This window comes from Streptomyces sp. NPDC047886 (assembly GCF_043204435.1).
Classification (GTDB): Bacteria; Actinomycetota; Actinomycetes; order Streptomycetales; family Streptomycetaceae; genus Streptomyces.
Genome location: NZ_JBIDCF010000003.1, coordinates 657,656 through 675,996 on the forward strand (window position 1 = coordinate 657,656; position 18,341 = coordinate 675,996).

Genomic DNA, 18,341 nt, shown 5'->3' on the forward strand with positions numbered 1-18,341 from the left:
CGGGCTCGCGGACGATTCGGCGTGGGGCAAGAGGACCAGTCAGCTCGCCGACTCCGCCTGGGGGAAGTCCCCCGTGGCGCCGATCGGGCGCCCCTGATCGGCAAGCGGCCCACCAGGAACGTCGTACCTAGCGGAAGGCATTACGCATGACTGTCCACGACATCGTCGGAATCGGCTTCGGGCCGGCCAATCTGGCTCTTGCCATCGCACTGGAAGAGCAGGAGGCCGGACTCGACGCCCGATTCCTGGAGGCGCGTGCGGAGCCCGCCTGGCAGCCCGGAATGCTGCTGGACGGCTCGGACATCCAGAACCATCCGTCGCGTGATCTGGTCTCCCTGCGTAACCCCCGTAGTCGCTACTCTTTTCTCAACTACCTTTTCGAAAACGGCAGGCTGCTTGAGCACCTCAACCTGCCGATCGAATTCCCGCTCCGAAAGGAGTACGCCCGATACATTACCTGGGTCGCCCGGCACTTCGACCAGGTCGTCGACTACGGTCGCCGTGCCGCCGACGTCCAGGTGGTCGAGCGCGACGGCGAGCGGCTCTACTCCGTCACCGCCCAGACCGGTGAGACCTACCTGGGCCGGTCCCTGGTGGTCGGTCCGGGCCGTACGCCCTACGTACCCGCGCCCTTCGACACCGCGGGCAGCCGGCGGATCTTCCACCTCACCGACTACCTGTTCCGGCTGGAGGAGTTCACCGCCGACCGTGCCCCCGCATCGGTGGCCGTCATCGGCGGCAGCCAGAGCGCCGCGGAACTCACCCTGGACCTCGCCCACCGCTTCCCGAAGGCACGGGTACGGAACCTGGTCCGCTCCTTCAGCCTGCGCCTGAAGGACACCAGCCCGTTCAGCGAAGAGGGCTACTTCCCCGCGTTCACCGACTACTACCACCAGGTGTCCCCCGAGGCCCGGCGCCGGCTGGACTCCTACATGCACGCCACCAACTACTCCTCCGTGGACGGCGACGTCCTCAAGGAGCTGTACCTGCTCATCTACGAGCAGCGGCTGGACGGCGACCAGCGGGTGTCCGTCGACGGCAACCTCCAGGCCGTCGCCGCCCACGAGGAGAACGGCAAGGCGGTGCTGAAGCTCCGCGAGGTCAACACCGGGGCGGAGGAGACCGACTCCTTCGACCTCGTCGTCGTCGCCACCGGCTTCCGCGACCTGGGCCCCGGTGAGCACCAGGAGCTCTGCCCGAGCGTCATCTCCGACGTGGCCGACCGGTTCAGGACCGAGGAGACCGGCGCCCTGTTCGTGAACGCCGACTACGCCCTGGAGGCCCGGGACGAGCACGCGGACACCCCGCCGCTCTTCCTCAACGGCCTGTGCGAGTCCTCGCACGGCATCGGCGACGCCGGTTCGTTCAGCCTGCTGTCGCTGCGCGCCCAGACGCTGCTGGACGGCGTCGTCAAGCGCACGCGCATGCCCCACGCGTCCGTCTGAACGACGGCCCGCTCCCGACTCGACGACCTTTCGAGAGGCCATGCCTTCGCTCACCCAGCCACGCGTCTCCACGGAGATCCCCGGCCCGCGCAGCAACGAACTGCTCAAACGCCAGGCCGACCGTGAGTCCAACGCCCGCAGCTACCCCAGGCGCCTGCCCATCGCGGTGGCCCGCGCCGAGGGCAGCCTCATCGAGGACCTGGACGGCAACGTCTTCCTCGACTGCCTCGCCGGAGCCGGCGTCCTGTCCCTGGGACACGGCCACCCCGATCTGGTGGCCGCCGCCGAGCGCCAGCTGAAGACCTTCGTCCACGGCCTCGACCTGCCGACGGAGCCCAAGGACGACTTCGCCGAGGAACAGCTCGGCATGCTCCCCGAGTCGATGCGGCAGTCCACGCGCATCCAGTTCTGCGGCCCCACCGGCGCCAACGCCGTGGACGCGGCGCTCAAGCTCTGCAAGACCTACACCGGCCGCGGTGACATCGTCTCCTTCCAGGGCGGGTTCCACGGCAGCACGCACGCGGCGATGGCGCTCACCGGACTCGTCGAGCAGAAGAGCCCGATCGCCAACGGCCTGCCGGGCGTCCACTTCTTCCCGTACTCCTCGTGCCACCGCTGCCCGCTGGGCCTGCGGCGGGACACCTGCGACACCAACTGCGCGACCTACCTGGAGCGTTCGCTCGAGGACCCGAACGGCGGCATCGCCAAGCCGGCCGCCGTCATTCTCGAACTCGTCCAGGGCGAGGGCGGTGTGATCCCCGCCGACGCGGACTTCGTCCGCCGCGTACGGCAGGTCACCCGGGAGCTCGACATCCCGCTCATCGTGGACGAGGTGCAGACCGGCTGCGGCCGCACCGGCACCTGGTTCGCCTTCGAGCAGTACGGCATCGAGCCCGATGTCATCGTCGCCTCCAAGGCGCTCAGCGGCATGGGCCTGCCGGCCGCCGTGATCATGTACCACGAGCGGCTCGACACCTGGGCCCCCGGCGCCCACTCGGGAACGTTCCGCGGCAACCAGATGGCGTTCGCCACGGGCGCCGAGGCGATCCGGGTCATCCGCAGGGACAACATCCTCGACAACGTGCGGGCCCGCGGCGAGCAGCTGACGAACCGGCTGAACGCGCTGGCCGAGCGCTGCGCCTGGATCAGCGACGTCCGGGGCCGGGGCCTGATGCTGGGCATCGAACTGGCGGACCCGCACACCGGCGAGCGCGCCTCCGACCTGGCCAGGTCGGTCCAGTCCGAGGCGCTGCGCGAGGGCCTGATCCTGGAGCTCGGCGGCCGGGACGACTGTGTCGTCCGGCTGCTGCCGCCGCTCGTCATCACCGAGGCCGAGGCCGACTTCGCGGCGGACGTCCTCGACCGTGTACTGGCGCGCCTGACCGCCTGACACCCCCGACCGGTGCGGGGCCGGACGTCTCGGAGCCAACCGGCGTCCGGCCCCCACCTCTCCCGGCCCTCACCCTCTGCCCGGCCCACCCGCCGCCGCCCGTCCCGGCCACCCGCCGCCCGCCCGGTCACGACCGCGCGGCCGCACGGCGGCGGCCCGGGCCCGCGCCCGAGCCCCGGAGCTTCGACCATGCCTCTGATCCTGCCCGCAGCCATACCCGCCAAGGCCGAGCTGGCCAAGGAGAACATCCCGATCGTGGACGCGGTCGCCCCCGGGACCGCCGTCATCGACGTGGCCGTCCTCAACATCATGCCGAACAAGCCGGTCACGGAGACCCAGTTGCTCCGGCTCCTGTCGGTCGCCCCGCTGCCCGTGCGCGTCACCTGGCTGCGCCCGGCCGACCACGTCTCCAAGAGCACCCCGCAGTCCTACCTGGACGAGCACTACCAGGTCCACGCGGACATCGCCGACCGCCGGTTCGACGCGCTGATCGTGACCGGCGCCCCGGTCGAGGAGCTGGAGTTCGAGGAGGTGACGTACTGGGACGAGCTCTGCCGGATCATGGACTGGGCCCGGGAGAACGTCACCTCGACCATGTACATCTGCTGGGGCGCGCAGGCGGCGCTCCGCCACCACTACGGCATCCCCAAGCACCACCTCGGGGGGAAGCTGTTCGGCAACTACGCCACCCGCGCCGTGGACCCGGCCGCCCCGCTGCTGGCCGGCTTCGACGACGAGTTCCGCGTCCCCCACTCCCGTTACACCGGCACGGCCACGGAGGACCTGCTGGCGGAGCCGGAGATCGAGGTGCTGGCGCAGGCCCCGGAGACCGGCTTCTACGTCGCGGGGCGCCGCGACGGGCGGGAGTTCTACGTCACCGGCCACCCCGAGTACGACCGGAACACCCTGCGGGACCAGTACGAGCGGGACGTCGCCAAGGGACTGCCCATGCACGTGCCGCCCGGCTACTACCCGGGCGACGACCCGACGGCGGAGCCGGTACGCGACTGGCAGGCCCACGGCCGTCTCCTCTACGCCAACTGGCTGCGGCACCACGTACTCGGCGGCTGAGCCCCGGTTCGGCCCCCGCGCCCGTTCCTCCTCGTCCACCCCGTTCCCGCTCGTCCGCCCGTTCCGCCCCGTTCCTTCTCGTTCCCTTCTCGTTCCTTCTCGTTCCTTCTCGCAAGCACCAAGCCAAGGAGTCTGAGCCCCGTGCGCGACACCACCACCCCCGACGACGGAATCCTGCTGGTCATCGGCATCGGCAGCCAGAAGGACCGGGACAGCCGTCCCTACCGCGAGTACCTGCTCTCCGCCGCCGCGCAGCGGTTCAAGCTGTGGCTCTTCGACTCCGGCGAGCCCACCTGGCAGAAGGAGTACGTGGTCGGCGCCACCGCGCTGAACTGCTACGACCCGCAGGCGGTGGTCGACGCGGCCCGCGAGGTCGCCGAGGAGCACCGGGTGATCGGCATGTTCTGCCCCGACGAGGGCACCCTGCTGGCCGCCGCGCACGCCACCGAGGCGCTGGGCGTCACGGGCATGTCCGTCGACACCGTGCTGGGCTGCCGGGACAAGAAGCTGAGCCGGGCGCGACTGACCGAGGCCGGTGTCCGCCAGCCGCAGTTCACCACCGTCCGCAGCGCCGACGAGGCCCTGGAGGCGGCGGAACGCCTGGAGTACCCCGTCGTCATCAAGCCGCGCACGCTGGGCTCCAGCCTCGGCGTCGTCAAGGTGTCGGGGCCCGACGAGATGGCCGATGCCTTCGCCGTCAGCACCGCGGCCGCCTACCCGGGCGTCCACGTCCCGGACGACTACATCGTGGAGCAGTACCTGGACGGCCCCGAGGTCAGCATCGACGGCGCCGTCTTCGACGGCGAGTACACGCCGCTGTTCGTCGGCCGCAAGCAGCTGGGCGGCGAGCCCTACTTCGTGGAGACCGGCCACTACGTCTCCGCCGACGACCCGCTGCTGCGCGACGAGGAGATCCGCGCCATGCTCCAGCAGGCGCACGCGGCCCTCGGCATCACCCACGGAACCACACACACCGAGGTCAAGCTGACCTCCCGGGGGCCGGTGATCGTGGAGGTCAACGGGCGGCTCGGCGGCGACCTCATCCCCTACCTGGGCAAGCTCGCCACCGGCATCGACCCCGGTCTGATCGCCGTGGACGTCATCACCGGGCGCCGCCCGGTCGTCGAGCAGACGCACGCCAAGACGCTCGGCATCCGCTTCCTCGGCCCGTCCGAGGACCTGCGGGTGCGGGAGATCACCATCGACGAGCCCGGCGACGTGGACGGCGTCGTGCAGGTCACCGCCGCCGTGCCGGCCGGTGCGGAACTCCGCACCCCGCCCGGCGACTTCGTCGCGCGGTACGCGTTCGTCATCGCCGAGGGCGCCGACGAGGCCGAGTGCGGCAAGCGCCTCGACGCGGGCGAGAGCCTCGTCCACCTCTCCTACGAGCCCCTCGGGCAGCAGCGATGACGGTGCCCGGCCGACAGGACGAGCGGCAGCCCGCGAAGGCCCCCTCGGGGGGCCGCGCGGGCCTCCGCTCGCTCCTCGCCGTCCCGCGTCCGATCGCCGTCGTGTCGCTGGGCGTCTTCCTGAACCGGGTGGGCGGCTTCTTCTCGATCTTCCTGACGCTGGTCCTCGCCGACCGGGGCTACGGCCCCGGCCAGATCACCGTCGGCCTGGCGCTGGTGGCCGTGTCGGGCATGGCGGGAGCCGGGTTCTCCGGCTGGATCGCCGACCGGATCGGACGGCGCACCACGCTGCTGTCGGCGACCTCCCTGACGGCGGTGTTCTCCCTGGCGCTGGTGCAGGTCACCGGGTACTGGGGGACCCTCGCGCTCGCCTGCCTCATGGGCGCCGCGGTGCAGGCGTACGGACCGGTGGCGCAGGCGGTGGTGGGCGAGGCAGCCTCCCCCGAGCGGAGGGTGACGCTCTTCGCCGTCTACCGGATGGCCCTCAACACCGGTGCGGCGATCGGCCCGCTGCTCGGCGGTTTCTGGGCGACCAACCACATGGGCTCGCTGCTCGTCGGCAACGCCGTCGTGTCGATGGCGGCCACGCTGATGCTCCTGTTGCTGCCCAGGGACGGGGCACGCGAACCGGAGGGCCCGGCGGAGCCGACCGCCGCCCCGACCGCCGCCCCGGCCGGGGAGACGCTGCCCGGCGGCCTCTTCGGCGACCTCCGCTTCGTCGGGGTGAGCGTGCTGCTCGGCGTCATCGCGCTGTTCTACGCCCAGCACACGGGGCCGCTGCCGCTCGCCATGAAGGACAGCGGATTCAGCACCAGCGCCTTCGGGGCGCTGCTCACCATGAACGCCGTGGTGGTCATCCTCTGCGAGGTGCCCCTGTCGACGGTGCTCGGGAGGCTGCCCGTCCAGGTGCCCATCGGCCTGGGGGCGCTCTGCGTCTTCGGCGGCTTCTTCGTCAACTCCTTCGGCATCACCTGGCCGGTCCTCATCGGCGGCGTCCTGCTGTGGACGCTGGGCGAGATGCTGATCTCGCCGGTCGCGGCGGCGGCCGCCACCGAGGCCGCCCCGCCCGGAGCGGGCGCCCGCTACCAGTCCTTCCTCGGCTTCTGCCAGTCGACCGGGATGTCCATGGGCCCGGCCTTCGGCGTGTTCCTGTACGGCATGGGGCCGCTGTGGCCGTGGATCGTCAGCGGCGTCGCCGGCCTGGTCGCCACACCGGTCCTGTACCGGCTGCTGCGGGCGCGGGCGGACCGGTCAGGGACCGGCACCGGGACCGGGATGGTCCGCGTGCCCTGAGAGGACCGACCGGAACCGCCCCGACCACCAACCGCCCCAATGACCCGTGGATCAACAAGGAGCACACGTGGGCCTTGTCGTGCAGAAGTACGGAGGCTCCTCCGTCGGTGATGCCGAGGGCATCAAGCGCGTCGCCAGGCGTGTCGTGGAAGCGAAGCAGAACGGCCACCAGGTGGTCGTCGTCGTTTCCGCGATGGGCGACACGACGGACGAGCTGATCGATCTCGCCGAGCTGGTGTCCCCGATGCCTTCGGGGCGTGAGTTCGACATGCTGCTGACCGCCGGAGAGCGGATCTCCATGGCCCTGCTGGCCATGGCGATCAAGAACCTGGGCCACGAGGCCCAGTCGTTCACGGGCAGCCAGGCGGGCGTCATCACCGACTCCGTCCACAACGAGGCGCGGATCATCGATGTCACGCCGGGCCGGATCCGCGCGGCGCTGGACGAGGGCAACATCGCCATCGTCGCCGGATTCCAGGGCGTGTCCCAGGACAAGAAGGACATCACCACGCTCGGGCGCGGCGGCTCGGACACGACAGCCGTGGCCCTGGCGGCGGCACTCGACGCCGAGGTGTGCGAGATCTACACCGATGTCGACGGCGTGTTCACCGCCGACCCCCGGGTCGTGAAGAAGGCCCGGAAGATCGACTGGATCTCTTTCGAGGACATGCTGGAGCTCTCGGTCTCCGGGTCCAAGGTGCTGCTGCACCGGTGCGTCGAGTACGCGCGTCGCTACGACATCCCGATCCACGTCCGGTCGTCCTTCAGCGGATCCCGGGGCACGTGGATCAGCAGTGATCCGGCCGACGACCATCGGCAGGGGGAACCGAAGGGGGAACAGAACGTGGAGCAGGCCATCATCTCCGGTGTCGCGCACGACATCTCCGCCGCGCAGGTCACCGTCGTCGGGGTGCCCGACAAGCCGCAGGACACGGCCAGGCTGTTCCGGGCGATCGCGGACGCCGGGCTGAACATCGACATGGTGACCGCGACGGTCTCCGCGCACTCGCCCGAACTGGCGGACATCTCCTTCCTCCTGCCGAGGAGCGAGGTGGGCCGGGCGGTCGAGGCGCTGCGGGAGGTACGACCCGGCGTGGGGTACGAGTCGCTGAACTACGACGAGGACATCGCCAAGATCTCCCTGGTCGGCGTGGGCGTGCGCACCACGCCCGGTATCGCGGCGACGTTCGTGGAGGCCCTGTCGGCCGAGGGCGTCGACGTACGCCTCGTGACGTCGGCGGGCGCCCATGTCTCCGCCGTCGTCCACCAGGACCAGATCGACACGGCCGTACGGGCCGTGCACACCTCCTTCGACCTCGACCGGGCCGAAGGAGAGGCACGGGTCTACGCCGGGACCGGCCGCTAGGCGGCGTCCGGCGGCCCGGTCCGCCGGCGGGACGCGAAACCCCCTGGTCCGCGCGGACGCGGACCAGGGGGCCGGGGCCTGCCGTGGGGCGGCCCGTTACGCCTTCTTCGGCTCCTCGAGGCGCGGGAAGAGCACCGCGCCCTTCGTGACCGTCGCGCCCGGGGAGAGCCGGCCCCAGGTGGCGGCGGAGCCGAGCGGCTGGGCGGCGAGGGCGCCCAGCCCGGGTTCGGCGCCGAGGGACTCCCACAGCTTCTGGGACGTCTCCGGCATGACCGGGTTCAGCAGGACCGCGACCGCGCGCAGCGACTCGGCGGCCGTGTAGAGGATCGTCGCCAGGCGGGCCCGGCCGGTCTCCGAGTCGTCCTTGGCGACCTTCCACGGCTCCTGCTCCGTGATGTAGCCGTTGACCTGCTTCACGAAGTCGAAGATCGCCAGGATGCCGCCCTGGAAGTCCAGCTCGTCACCGATCTTCCGGTCCGCCTCCGCGACCGCCTTCGCCAGGCCGTCCCGGACGGCCTGCTCGGCCTCACCGGCGGCCGTGGCCTCGGGGAGGGCGCCGTCGAAGTACTTGCCGACCATCGCGGCGACCCGCGAGGCCAGGTTGCCGTAGTCGTTGGCCAGCTCGGAGGTGTAGCGGGCGGTGAAGTCCTCCCACGAGAACGACCCGTCCTGGCCGAACGCGATCGCCCGCAGGAAGTACCAGCGGTAGGCGTCCACACCGAAGTGCGAGGTCAGGTCCTGCGGCTTGATGCCCGTCAGGTTCGACTTCGACATCTTCTCGCCGCCGACCATCAGCCAGCCGTTCGCGGCGACCCTCCCCGGCACCGGCAGACCCTGCGCCATCAGCATCGCGGGCCAGATGATCGCGTGGAAGCGCAGGATGTCCTTGCCGACCAGGTGCACGTTCGCCGGGAACGTCGCCTCGAACTTCGCCTGGTCCGCGCCGTAGCCGACCGCCGTCGCGTAGTTCAGCAGCGCGTCCACCCAGACGTAGATGACGTGCTTCTCGTCCCACGGGATCGGGATGCCCCAGTCGAAGGTGGAGCGCGAGATGGACAGGTCCTGCAGGCCCTGCTTGACGAAGTTCAGCACCTCGTTGCGGGCCGACTCGGGCTGGATGAAGCCCGGGTTCGCCTCGTAGAACTCCAGCAGCTTCGGGCCGTACTCGGAGAGCTTGAAGAAGTAGTTCTCCTCCTTGAGGATCTCCACCGGCTTCTTGTGGATCGGGCAGAGCTTCGTGCCCTGCTCGTCCTCGATCAGGTCGCCGGGGAGCTTGTACTCCTCGCAGCCCACGCAGTACGGGCCCTCGTAGCCGCCCTTGTAGATCTCGCCCTTGTCGTACAGGTCCTGCACGAACTCCTGGACGCGGTCCGTGTGCCGCTTCTCCGTCGTACGGATGAAGTCGTCGTTCGCGATGTCCAGGTGCTCCCAGAGGGGCTTCCACGCCTCCTCGACGAGCTTGTCGCACCACTCCTGCGGGGAGACCCCGTTCGCCTCGGCCGTGCGCATGATCTTCTGACCGTGCTCGTCCGTGCCGGTGAGGTACCACACCTTCTCGCCGCGCTGACGGTGCCAGCGCGTGAGCACGTCGCCTGCGACGGTCGTGTAGGCGTGGCCCAGGTGAGGAGCGTCGTTGACGTAGTAGATGGGGGTCGATACGTAGAAAGCCTTCACGCTTTCGTCCCCCTGCTTCTCGGATCCAGTGGCCGCCATGGTCGAAATCCTATCGGGCCGCAGATCCTCTCCTCACCTTCGTTCCAGGTGGTGGAAGGGGCGGAGACCTTCCGGAAACACGTGGAGGAGTAGACAGGAGGCGCACGAGCGGTGGACAGGCGGCGGGGAGCCGCCCGCCGCGCGGAGCAGGGAGGGGTGCGCCCTTATGCGGGTACTGGTCGCCGAGGACGAGGAGGTCCTCGCCGAGTTCGTCGCCACCGGGCTGCGGCGGGCCGGCTTCGCCGTCGACACGGTGCACAGCGGCGACGCCGCCCTCGACCGCCTCGGCCTGCACGCCTACGACGTCGTGGTCCTCGACCGGGACCTGCCGCGCGTCCACGGCGACGAGGTCGCGCGACGGCTGGTCGACGCAGGGTCCGCGACCCGCATCCTCATGCTGACGGCGGCGGCCGGTGTCGACGACCGGGTCGCCGGGCTCGACCTGGGAGCCGACGACTACCTGGGCAAGCCGTTCGAGTTCCCGGAGCTGGTGTCCCGGGTGCGCGCGCTGCGGCGGCGCGCCGCCCGGCCGCCCGTACCGCCGGTGCTGGAGCGGCACGGGCTGCGGGTGGACACCGTCCGCAGGACCGCCGAGCGGGACGGGCGGGACCTCGGGCTCTCGCCGAAGGAGTTCGCCGTCCTGCAGATCCTGCTGGAGGCGGACGGCGGGTTCGTCCCGGCGGAGGAGCTGCTGGAACGGGCGTGGGACGCCCACGCGGATCCCTTCACCGGAGCGGTACGGGTGTGTATGAGCAAGCTGCGCGGGAAGCTCGGCGCGCCGCCGCTCATCCGGACCGCGCAGGGAGCGGGGTACGCGCTGTGAACGAGATGGGGGCGACGACGGGTTCGTGGCCGGGGCCGGGTTCGGGCACCGGGCGGGGGCCGGGAGCAGGGACGGGTCCGGGGCCGGTGCCGGGGGCAGGGCCGGGTTCGGGGGCCGGGCGGGGGCCGGGAGCAGGGACGGGTCCGGGGCCGGTGCCGGGGGCAGGGCCGGGTTCGGGGGCCGGGCTGGTGCCGGGGGCCGGGCGGGGTCCGGGGACCGGTGCCGGTGCCGGGATCGGTATCGGGAGCGGGTCCACCATCCGTACGCGGATCGCGTTCGTCTACGGGGGTGTCTTCCTCGTTCTCGGCGCGTGCCTCCTCGGTGTCGTGAACCTGCTGGCGCGGGCCGGTACGCGCGGCGAGGCCGAGGCCATCGCGGCCCGGGTCGTGGTGCTGCCGCCGGACGGGCCGCGGCCGGACTTCGCGTACGCGGAGCTGACGGACGAGGTGAGCCGGGCCGCCTCCGAGCAGATGCTGGTCTGGTCCGGGTTCGCGCTGCTGATCACGGCGGTATGCGCGGTGTGCGTGGGCTGGTGGACGGCCGGGCGGGTGCTGCGGCCCGTGCACGTCATGACCGCGCGGGCCCGTCGGCTCTCCGAGCGGAACCTGCGCGAGCGGATGGCCGTCGTCGGGCCCGACGACGAGCTCAAGGAGCTCGGCGACACCATCGACGCGCTGCTCACACGGCTGGAGAGGGCCTTCGACAGCCAGCGGCGGTTCATCGCGAACGCCTCGCACGAACTGCGCACCCCGCTGGCCACGCAGCGCACGGCGATCCAGGTCGGCCTGGACGAGGACGAGCCGCTGGCGGCCGAGCAGCTCGCCGCGCTGAAGAGGGTGCTGCTGGACAGCAACCGGCGCAGTGAGCGGCTGATCGACGGCCTGCTGTCGCTGGCGCGGAGCGAGCGGGGCCTCGACGAGCGGGAGGACGTGGACCTCGGGGACGTCGTGGCGGAGGAGTGCGCGCGGTACGACGTGCGGGCCGGGGGCGCGGGGGGTGTCGTACGGGGCAACCGCGCGCTGCTCGGGCAGCTCGTCGGGAACCTGCTGGCCAACGCGGTGGCGTACAACGTGCCGGACGGATCGGTCGACGTACGGGTCGACGGCGGGGTGCTGACGGTCGCGAACACCGGGCCCCGCGTGCCCGCCGCCGAGGTCCCCGCGCTGTTCGAGCCGTTCCGGCGGGGGAGGGGGCGGGACCGTACGGGGCCGGGCGCGGGGCTCGGCCTGTCGATCGTGCGGTCCGTCGCGGAGGCGCACGGGGGCACGGTGAGCGCCGTGCCCGGCGGGGCCGGCGGGGGCCTGGTCGTCACGGTCGACCTGGCCCCCGCGCTGGCGGTGCCGCCTCAGACGGACCAGGAGGCGAGGACCTCCCGGTAGAACCGGGCGTGCGGGACCTCGCGGGGGGCGGGACCCGCGTGGAAGAACGCGGTGCGGTCGACGGTGAGGCGCCGGAGGTAGTCGAACGCCTTGCTGTCCTCGTCGCCGAACGCCACGAACTGCCAGAACACCGGCCGCCCGGACGCCGCCGCGTCCGTGAGGGCCTGCGTGGCGGCCGTCCTGGACTCGGGGGCGCCGTCCGTCTGGAACAGCACGAACGCGGGCCGCCGGGGGTCGCCGCTCTTCTCGTGGTGGGCGAGGACCTCGTGGACGGCCCGGTCGTAGTAGGTGCGCCCCATGCGGCCGAGGCCGCTGTGCAGCTCGTCGATCCGGCCCTCGACGTCGTCGAGACCGATCTCGGCGGTGCCGTCGACCTCGGTGGAGAAGAACACCACCGGGACGGTCGCGTCCTCGTCCAGGTGCGCGGCGAGCGCGAGCGCCTGCTCGGCGAGGTGCTGGGCGCTGCCGTCCTTGTAGTACGGGCGCATGGACGCCGACCGGTCCAGGACCAGGTACACGGTGGCCCGCGTCCCGGCGAGGCCGCGCTTGCGCAGGGCGGCCCCGGCCGCCTTGTACGCCTCGGTCACGGACTGCGGCGCCCGCGCCTTCACCCGGGCGAGCGACACCGCCGGCTTACCGGCGACGGCCGCCCCGGGCTCAGGGGCGGTCTCGGTCCCGGTGTCGGCCTCGGTGCCGGTCTCGGTGTCGGCCTCGGGGGCTTCCGCTTCGGGCGCTTCGGCGGCGGGTGCTTCGGCGGCGGCCGCGGCCGGCTCGGGTGCGGGCTCCGGGGTGGCCTGGGGCTCGGGCTCCGGGGTGGGCTCGGGGGCGGTCGCCCTGGGCTCGGCCTCGGCGGCGGGGGCCTCGGCGGCAGGGGTCTCGGGGGTGGCTGCCTCGGGCTCGGCCTCGGCGGCGGCTTCGGGGGTGGCCTCCGGCTCGGTCTCGCTCTTGGCGGCGGGCTCGGGGGTGGTGTCCGGCTCGGTCTCGCTCTTGGCCTGTTCGGCCTCGGGGGCCGGGGCTTCGGCGGCGGGCTCGGGCTCGGCCTCGGCGGTGGCGGGCTCGGGCTCGGCCTCGGCGGTGGCGGGCTCGGGCTCGGCCTCGGCGGTGGCGGGCTCGGGCTCGGGCTTCGGGGTCTCGGCCTGGCGCGGCTCCGCCGGTGGCGGGGTCTCGCGGGTGGGCGGCTCGGCGTCGCGGGCCGCGGGGACCGTGGCGCGGCGGGGCGGCGGGTTGTCGAACGACGCGGCCACCAGGTCCGCCGCCGTCGGCTCCGGCCTGTCGGTCCTGTCGGTCCTGTCGGTCCTGTCGGTCTTGTCGGTCCGGTTCGTGCGGTCCGTTCGGGGCGCCCGGTCGGTCCGCTCCGATCCGTCCGCTCGTTCGGCGGCGGTCGGGGCCGACGGGGACGGGACCGTCGCCGTGGGCTCCTCCTGGGGCACAGTGCGTTCCGCCTGGGGCGGGACGGAGGCGGTCGTCGACTCGTTTCGCTCCGCACGGTCGCGTCCAAACACCTTGCGCAGCAAGCTCCGAATGCCCATGGGCGAGGCCTTTCGCATGTTGGGTGCCGTGTATGTCCGTACTGCTGGGATTCACTAGGAATCATCCCTGGCCAGGGCGGACACGTAAGGTTAGCCGCCCCGAGTGGCGTGGAAAGGCAAGGGCCATTCGCGTCAACCCCGGCCCGGTCGCACCCTCTTCACCCGGCGTTCACTCTCGCGCCTCCGGTGTGCACATATGCCCGCCTAACGTCGCCGCCGGACGAGAATTCCGACACCATGTCGGCGCGGGTGCGCCGGAGGAGGACAACGTGCGCAAGCTGCTGCCGTTGCTGAGCGTCAACTCGCACGCGGGCGGCCGTTCGGCCCTGACCTGCCGCTACCGCTGCGGTGACGCGTGTTTCCACGAGGTGCCCAACACCAGTGACAACGAGTACGTCGGCGACGTGATAGCGGGCGCTCTGTCGCGCCGTTCCATGCTGCGGGCCGCCGCCGTGGTGACCGTGGCGACCGCGGCGGGCGGTGCCGTCGTCGGCGCGGCGGCCGGTGACGCGCAGGCCGCGCCCGCCGCGGGCCACAAGCCCGGGAAGCCCGGCCCCGCCCACGGCGCCCGGGGCCTGCGGTTCGCCGCCGTGGCGCCCAACAAGGCGGACCGGGTCACCGTCCCGGCGGGCTACGCCCAGAACGTGGTCATCCGCTGGGGCGACCCCATCCTGCGCGGCGCGCCCGCGTTCGACGCGGACAGGCAGACCGCCAAGGCGCAGGCCGGGCAGTTCGGGTACAACAACGACTTCCTCTCGCTGCTGCCGCTGCGCGGCGAGCGGGGCCGCCAGGTGCTCGTGGCGAACCACGAGTACTCGGACGAGGTGCTGATGTTCAAGGGGTACGACCCGGAGAACCCGACGCGCGAGCAGGTCGAGATCGCCTGGGCCGCGCACGGCATGTCGGTCGTCGTCGTCCAGGAGGAGCACCGCAGCGGCAGGCTGACGCCGGTGACCCGCCACCCGCTCAACCGGCGTCTCACCGCGACCAGCGTGTTCGAGCTGACCGGCCCCGCGGCGGGCGGCGACCTGCTGAAGACGTCCGCCGACCCCACCGGCCGCAAGGTCCTCGGCACGCTGAACAACTGCGCGGGCGGCACCACCCCGTGGGGCACGGTCCTGTCCGGCGAGGAGAACTTCAACCAGTACTTCGCGAACGGCTCCAGCGCCACCGACAAGCGGTACGGCATCGGGTCCGGCGCCACCGAGCGCAAGTGGGAGCGGTTCGACAAGCGGTTCGACCTCGCGCGGGAGCCGCACGAGGCGCACCGCCACGGCTGGGTCGTGGAGCTCGACCCGTATGACCCGGACTCCACGCCCCGCAAGCGGACCGCGCTCGGCCGGTTCAAGCACGAGGCCGCGCAGCCGCGTCTGACGGACGACGGCCGTCCCGTCGTCTACATGGGCGACGACGAGCGCTTCGACTACTTCTACAAGTTCGTCTCCAGCCGGCGGATGAAGAAGGGCGGCGGCCGGGCCGCGCACGCCCACAACCTGACGCTGCTGGACGAGGGCACGCTGTACGTCGCCAAGCTGACCGGCGACAGCCCGGCGGCCGAGATCGACGGCTCGGGCAGGCTCCCGGACGACGGCGAGTTCGACGGCTCCGGTGTCTGGATCCCGCTGGCCACCGGTGACGTCTCGCACGTCCCCGGCATGACCGCCGAGGAGGTGTACGTCTTCACGCGCCTCGCCGCCGACAAGGTCGGCGCCACCAAGATGGACCGCCCGGAGGACGTCGAGCCGTCGCCGCGCACCGGCCGCGTGTACGTGGCGCTGACCAACAACTCGCGGCGCGGCACCGCGGGCCACCCGGGCGCCGACGAGGCCAACCCGCGCATCGGCAACAAGCACGGTCAGGTGCTGGAGCTGGCCGAGCACTGGGACGACCCGGCGTCCGACGCCTTCGCCTGGCGGCTGTTCCTGGTGGCGGGCGACCCGAACGACCCGGCGACGTACTTCGCGGGCTACCCCAAGGAGAAGGTGTCGCCGATCTCCTGCCCCGACAACCTGGCCTTCGACCCGCACGGCAACCTGTGGATCTCCACCGACGGCAACCAGCTCGGCTCCAACGACGGCCTGTTCGGTGTCGCGACGCACGGCGAGCGGCGCGGTGAGCTGAAGCAGTTCCTGACCGTGCCGGTCGGCGCCGAGACCTGCGGGCCGATCATCCAGGAGCGCCGCGTCCTCGTCGCCGTCCAGCACCCGGGCGAGGTCGACGGCGCCAGCGCCGACAAGCCGGCCTCGGCCTGGCCCGACGGACCGGGCCGGGCGGTCCGCCCGGCGGTCGTCGCCGTCTACCGCGAGGACGGTCGCGGCATCGGCCGGTAACCCCGGTTCTCCCCGTTCTTCACGAGGTGGCGTGGGCCTGTGCACGCCACCTCGTGAACTGTTCCGCCGGGTCGCCCGTGTACGACCAGGGGACCCGGGACGCGCGGGCGCCCAGCAGGCCGAACAGCTCCCCCGCGACCTCGGGCAGGCCCGCGTGGCAGGCGGCGTGGACCAGGTAGTTCAGCGGTTCGACCTCCTCGGGGCGTACCGGGCCCGGCGTACGGCCGCCGATCCAGCGCTGCCAGGTGCGCCGTACCTCCGTCACCGCCAGTTCGTGCTTCCAGTGCTGGTCGAAGCCGCGCACCGGGCCGCGCCCGAGCGCCCCGTCCACGATGTGGCGGTACTCCTCCACCCGCGCGATCTGCACCAGCAGCGGCAGCGGCGACCCGGGCGGCGCCGCGCCCGCCGCGTCCCGCGCGACGTCGTACATGGCGCCGTGCGTCCCGTGCCACCGCGCCGACCAGTAGCGCAGCAGCTGCACGTGGCCCTCCAGGTTGTCCGGGTCGCGCTTGCGCAATTCGTCGCGCCAGGAGCGCAGTTCGCGGCGCCCGACGCCGCCCTCGTACAGTCGCGCGACCGTCAGCAGCGACACCCAGGGCATCGGGTCGGCGGGCCGGGCGTCGGCGGCGGTCAGGCAGACCAGGACGGTGGCGTCGAGCCGGGCCCGGTCCACGGCGGCGCCCCGCCCGGCCGCGATGGCCGCGTTGAAGACCCGTACGACCTCGGTGGCGGCCCGCAGCACCGCCGCGTCCCGGCTGTCGGGTTCGGCGGCCCGCCATGCCTCGACCGCCGTGCTGCCTGCCGCGGCGTGGGCGAGGAGCCGCATCCTGTGCGTGCGCAGCGGCCAGTGGTCGCCGGTGGCCCGCAGCAGGTCCCGCACCCCCTGCCAGCGGCCGATAACGATGTCGTGCCGGGCTTCGGTCAGGGCCCGGTCGCCGACATCGGGGTCGAGGTCGGGGACGAACCGGGCGGCGCGGGCGGCGCGCGCGGCCCGTACGGACCGGACGGTACGGGATGGCGGGGTGTCGTCCCCCGTGTGCGCGGTGTGGCGTGTGGAGCGGTGGCGTGCGGCCATTCCTTCTCCCCCCATCGGACGTCGGGTCGGTGACGTCAGAAGTCGGTCGCGAACGTCTCGTCGGCGCGGTCGTGGTCACGCTGGCGCGGCACGGTGTACGGGTCGGCGGCAGCCAGGACCCGCGCCGCGTCCAGTCGCGCCGGACGGTAGTACGAACTCCCCTTTCGCCAATACCAGATCATCGGAACAACGCCTACCCCGAGACCGCCCAGTCCGATCGCGACCGACGTACCGGAAAGTTCTCCGAGCGATTCGAAGAAGATCCAGAACATGAACGCGGCGCCCAGCAGCGGCCACACGCCGCCGAGGACGAAGTCCCGTACGGACGTCAGCAGCAGTCCCCGGTACGCGACCACCGCCGCGAGACCCGCGAGGCCGTAGTAGAACGTGATCTGGAGGCCCATCGCGCTGACCGCGCTGCCCAGGATGTCGGCGACCGACCCGAGCGCGTTCGCCGCGACGAACAGGAGCAGCGCCACCGCGCCGACCACGGCGACCGCCACATACGGGGTGTTCCAGCGGCGGTGCACGGCGCCGAGCGCCGCCGGCATCGTCCGGTCGCGGCCCATCGCGAAGAGCGACCGCGTGACCTGGATCAGAGTGGTCTCCAGGGTGGCGACCGTCGACAGCATCACCGCAACGACCAGCAGCTTGCCGCCGATGCCGGGCCAGATCGCCTCGCCGAGCAGGGCCAGGACGTCCGCCCCGCCCGCCGTGATCTCACCGGCCGGCAGGATGACGTTGACCGCGATCGTGAACGCCTCGAAGAGCAGGAACACCACGCCCATGCCGACGAGCGCCGCCAGCCCCGCGGTACGGCGGCTGTCCCGGGTCTCCTCGCTGAGGTTGCCGGTGACGTCCCAGCCCCAGTAGTAGAAGGCGGCGATCAGCGCGCCGGACGCGAACCCGGCCGCGCCGTCGAAGTGCCCGAAGCCGAACCACGACCAGTCGAACGCCGCGCCCGCCCCCCGGTGCAGCAGCGCGCCGAGCACGAACAGCAGCAGTATCGCCAACTCGACGCCGGTCATGATGAGTTGGGCGCGCGCGGTGAGCCGGGCGCCGCCCAGCACCACCAGCAGCATCACCAGGAACCAGCCCGCGCCGACGGCGGTGGCGAGCGCCGTGTTCCCGGCCAGCTCCGGATCGAACAGCGCGAGCGTCAGCTGACCGGCCGGCAGCGATCCCGCCACCATGAACAGGGTCGTCGACACGACGAGCGCCCAGCCGGAGAGGAAGCCCAGGAACGGGTGGAGCGTGCGGCCCACCCACGAGTACGCGGCGCCCGCGTTGACGTCGATCCGGCCGAGGCGGCTGAACGCCAGCACGATGCCCAGCATGGGCAGCGCGCAGTAGAGCAGCGCCGCCGGGGCGGCGAGCCCGACGGTGGCGACGAGGACGGCGGTCGTGGCGGCGAGCGAGTACGCGGGCGCGCTGCCCGCGACGGCCATCACGATCGTGTCGACCGTCCCGAGGACATTGGGCCTGAGCCCTCTGCCGAAAGAGCTGCGCATGGCGAAT

The 18,341-nt window shown here is 72.2% G+C and carries 13 protein-coding genes; 9 read left to right on the forward strand and 4 right to left on the reverse strand.

Features of this window, described 5'->3' with window-relative positions:
- The first annotated feature begins 146 nt into the window (after positions 1-146).
- The 6 genes from ACGF5U_RS14550 to ACGF5U_RS14575 all read left to right on the forward strand — a co-directional run bounded on the left by ACGF5U_RS14550 (position 147) and on the right by ACGF5U_RS14575 (position 7,974).
- Positions 147-1,445 carry a SidA/IucD/PvdA family monooxygenase gene (locus tag ACGF5U_RS14550; RefSeq protein ID WP_392710556.1) on the forward strand — a complete coding sequence of 433 codons (1,299 nt, stop codon included), beginning with the start codon at positions 147-149 and terminating at the stop codon, positions 1,443-1,445.
- 40 nt (positions 1,446-1,485) lie between these two features.
- Positions 1,486-2,835 (forward strand): aspartate aminotransferase family protein, encoded by a 1,350-nt coding sequence (locus tag ACGF5U_RS14555; protein ID WP_392710558.1) that lies wholly within the window; start codon positions 1,486-1,488, stop codon positions 2,833-2,835.
- A 189-nt stretch (positions 2,836-3,024) separates the two neighbouring features.
- Positions 3,025-3,906 carry a homoserine O-succinyltransferase gene (gene metA / locus ACGF5U_RS14560; RefSeq protein ID WP_392710559.1) on the forward strand — a complete coding sequence of 294 codons (882 nt, stop codon included), beginning with the start codon at positions 3,025-3,027 and terminating at the stop codon, positions 3,904-3,906.
- 141 nt (positions 3,907-4,047) lie between these two features.
- The gene (locus ACGF5U_RS14565; RefSeq protein ID WP_392710560.1) at positions 4,048-5,316 is read left to right on the forward strand and encodes an ATP-grasp domain-containing protein; all 1,269 of its coding nucleotides are present in this window, start codon (positions 4,048-4,050) and stop codon (positions 5,314-5,316) included.
- Positions 5,313-6,608 carry an MFS transporter gene (locus ACGF5U_RS14570; protein ID WP_392710561.1) on the forward strand — a complete coding sequence of 432 codons (1,296 nt, stop codon included), beginning with the start codon at positions 5,313-5,315 and terminating at the stop codon, positions 6,606-6,608. The genes ACGF5U_RS14565 and ACGF5U_RS14570 overlap by 4 nt, the downstream gene beginning before the upstream one ends.
- Positions 6,609-6,675: 67 nt before the next feature.
- Positions 6,676-7,974, forward strand: a complete 1,299-nt coding sequence (locus ACGF5U_RS14575; protein ID WP_392710562.1) for an aspartate kinase — start codon at positions 6,676-6,678, stop codon at positions 7,972-7,974.
- Between the two features lie 96 nt (positions 7,975-8,070).
- On the opposite strand, the gene metG is transcribed toward ACGF5U_RS14575, so the two are convergent.
- Positions 8,071-9,687 (reverse strand): methionine--tRNA ligase, encoded by a 1,617-nt coding sequence (gene metG, locus ACGF5U_RS14580; protein ID WP_392710563.1) that lies wholly within the window; start codon positions 9,685-9,687, stop codon positions 8,071-8,073.
- Between the two features lie 166 nt (positions 9,688-9,853).
- On the opposite strand from metG, the gene ACGF5U_RS14585 reads away from it, so the two are divergent.
- On the forward strand, positions 9,854-10,510 hold the full coding sequence (locus ACGF5U_RS14585) for a response regulator transcription factor (RefSeq protein WP_392710565.1): 657 nt from the start codon (positions 9,854-9,856) through the stop codon (positions 10,508-10,510).
- Between the two features lie 233 nt (positions 10,511-10,743).
- Positions 10,744-11,889, forward strand: coding sequence for an ATP-binding protein (locus ACGF5U_RS14590; protein WP_392710677.1), 1,146 nt, complete (start codon positions 10,744-10,746; stop codon positions 11,887-11,889).
- Here ACGF5U_RS14590 and ACGF5U_RS14595 read toward each other — a convergent pair.
- Positions 11,856-13,319, reverse strand: coding sequence for a VWA domain-containing protein (locus tag ACGF5U_RS14595; protein WP_392818386.1), 1,464 nt, complete (start codon positions 13,317-13,319; stop codon positions 11,856-11,858). The genes ACGF5U_RS14590 and ACGF5U_RS14595 overlap by 34 nt on opposite strands.
- 368 nt (positions 13,320-13,687) lie before the next feature.
- On the opposite strand from ACGF5U_RS14595, the gene ACGF5U_RS14600 reads away from it, so the two are divergent.
- The gene (locus ACGF5U_RS14600) at positions 13,688-15,748 is read left to right on the forward strand and encodes a PhoX family protein (RefSeq protein ID WP_392710567.1); all 2,061 of its coding nucleotides are present in this window, start codon (positions 13,688-13,690) and stop codon (positions 15,746-15,748) included.
- 19 nt (positions 15,749-15,767) lie between these two features.
- On the opposite strand, the gene ACGF5U_RS14605 is transcribed toward ACGF5U_RS14600, so the two are convergent.
- Both ACGF5U_RS14605 and ACGF5U_RS14610 read right to left on the reverse strand, forming a co-directional pair.
- Positions 15,768-16,823, reverse strand: a complete 1,056-nt coding sequence (locus tag ACGF5U_RS14605; RefSeq protein ID WP_392710569.1) for a hypothetical protein — start codon at positions 16,821-16,823, stop codon at positions 15,768-15,770.
- Between the two features lie 35 nt (positions 16,824-16,858).
- Positions 16,859-18,334, reverse strand: a complete 1,476-nt coding sequence (locus ACGF5U_RS14610; RefSeq protein WP_392710570.1) for an APC family permease — start codon at positions 18,332-18,334, stop codon at positions 16,859-16,861.
- Positions 18,335-18,341: the final 7 nt, after the last annotated feature.

Excerpts from the sequence above, each read along its gene's own strand:
- ACGF5U_RS14550 (WP_392710556.1), top strand. The coding sequence starts at position 147 with ATGACTGTCCACGACATCGTCGGAATCGGCTTCGGGCCGGCCAATCTG.
- ACGF5U_RS14555 (WP_392710558.1), top strand. The coding sequence starts at position 1,486 with ATGCCTTCGCTCACCCAGCCACGCGTCTCCACGGAGATCCCCGGCCCG.
- metA (WP_392710559.1), top strand. The coding sequence starts at position 3,025 with ATGCCTCTGATCCTGCCCGCAGCCATACCCGCCAAGGCCGAGCTGGCC.
- ACGF5U_RS14570 (WP_392710561.1), top strand. The coding sequence starts at position 5,313 with ATGACGGTGCCCGGCCGACAGGACGAGCGGCAGCCCGCGAAGGCCCCC.
- metG (WP_392710563.1), bottom strand. The coding sequence starts at position 9,687 with ATGGCGGCCACTGGATCCGAGAAGCAGGGGGACGAAAGCGTGAAGGCT.
- ACGF5U_RS14585 (WP_392710565.1), top strand. The coding sequence starts at position 9,854 with ATGCGGGTACTGGTCGCCGAGGACGAGGAGGTCCTCGCCGAGTTCGTC.
- ACGF5U_RS14605 (WP_392710569.1), bottom strand. The coding sequence starts at position 16,823 with ATGGCCGCACGCCACCGCTCCACACGCCACACCGCGCACACGGGGGAC.
- ACGF5U_RS14610 (WP_392710570.1), bottom strand. The coding sequence starts at position 18,334 with ATGCGCAGCTCTTTCGGCAGAGGGCTCAGGCCCAATGTCCTCGGGACG.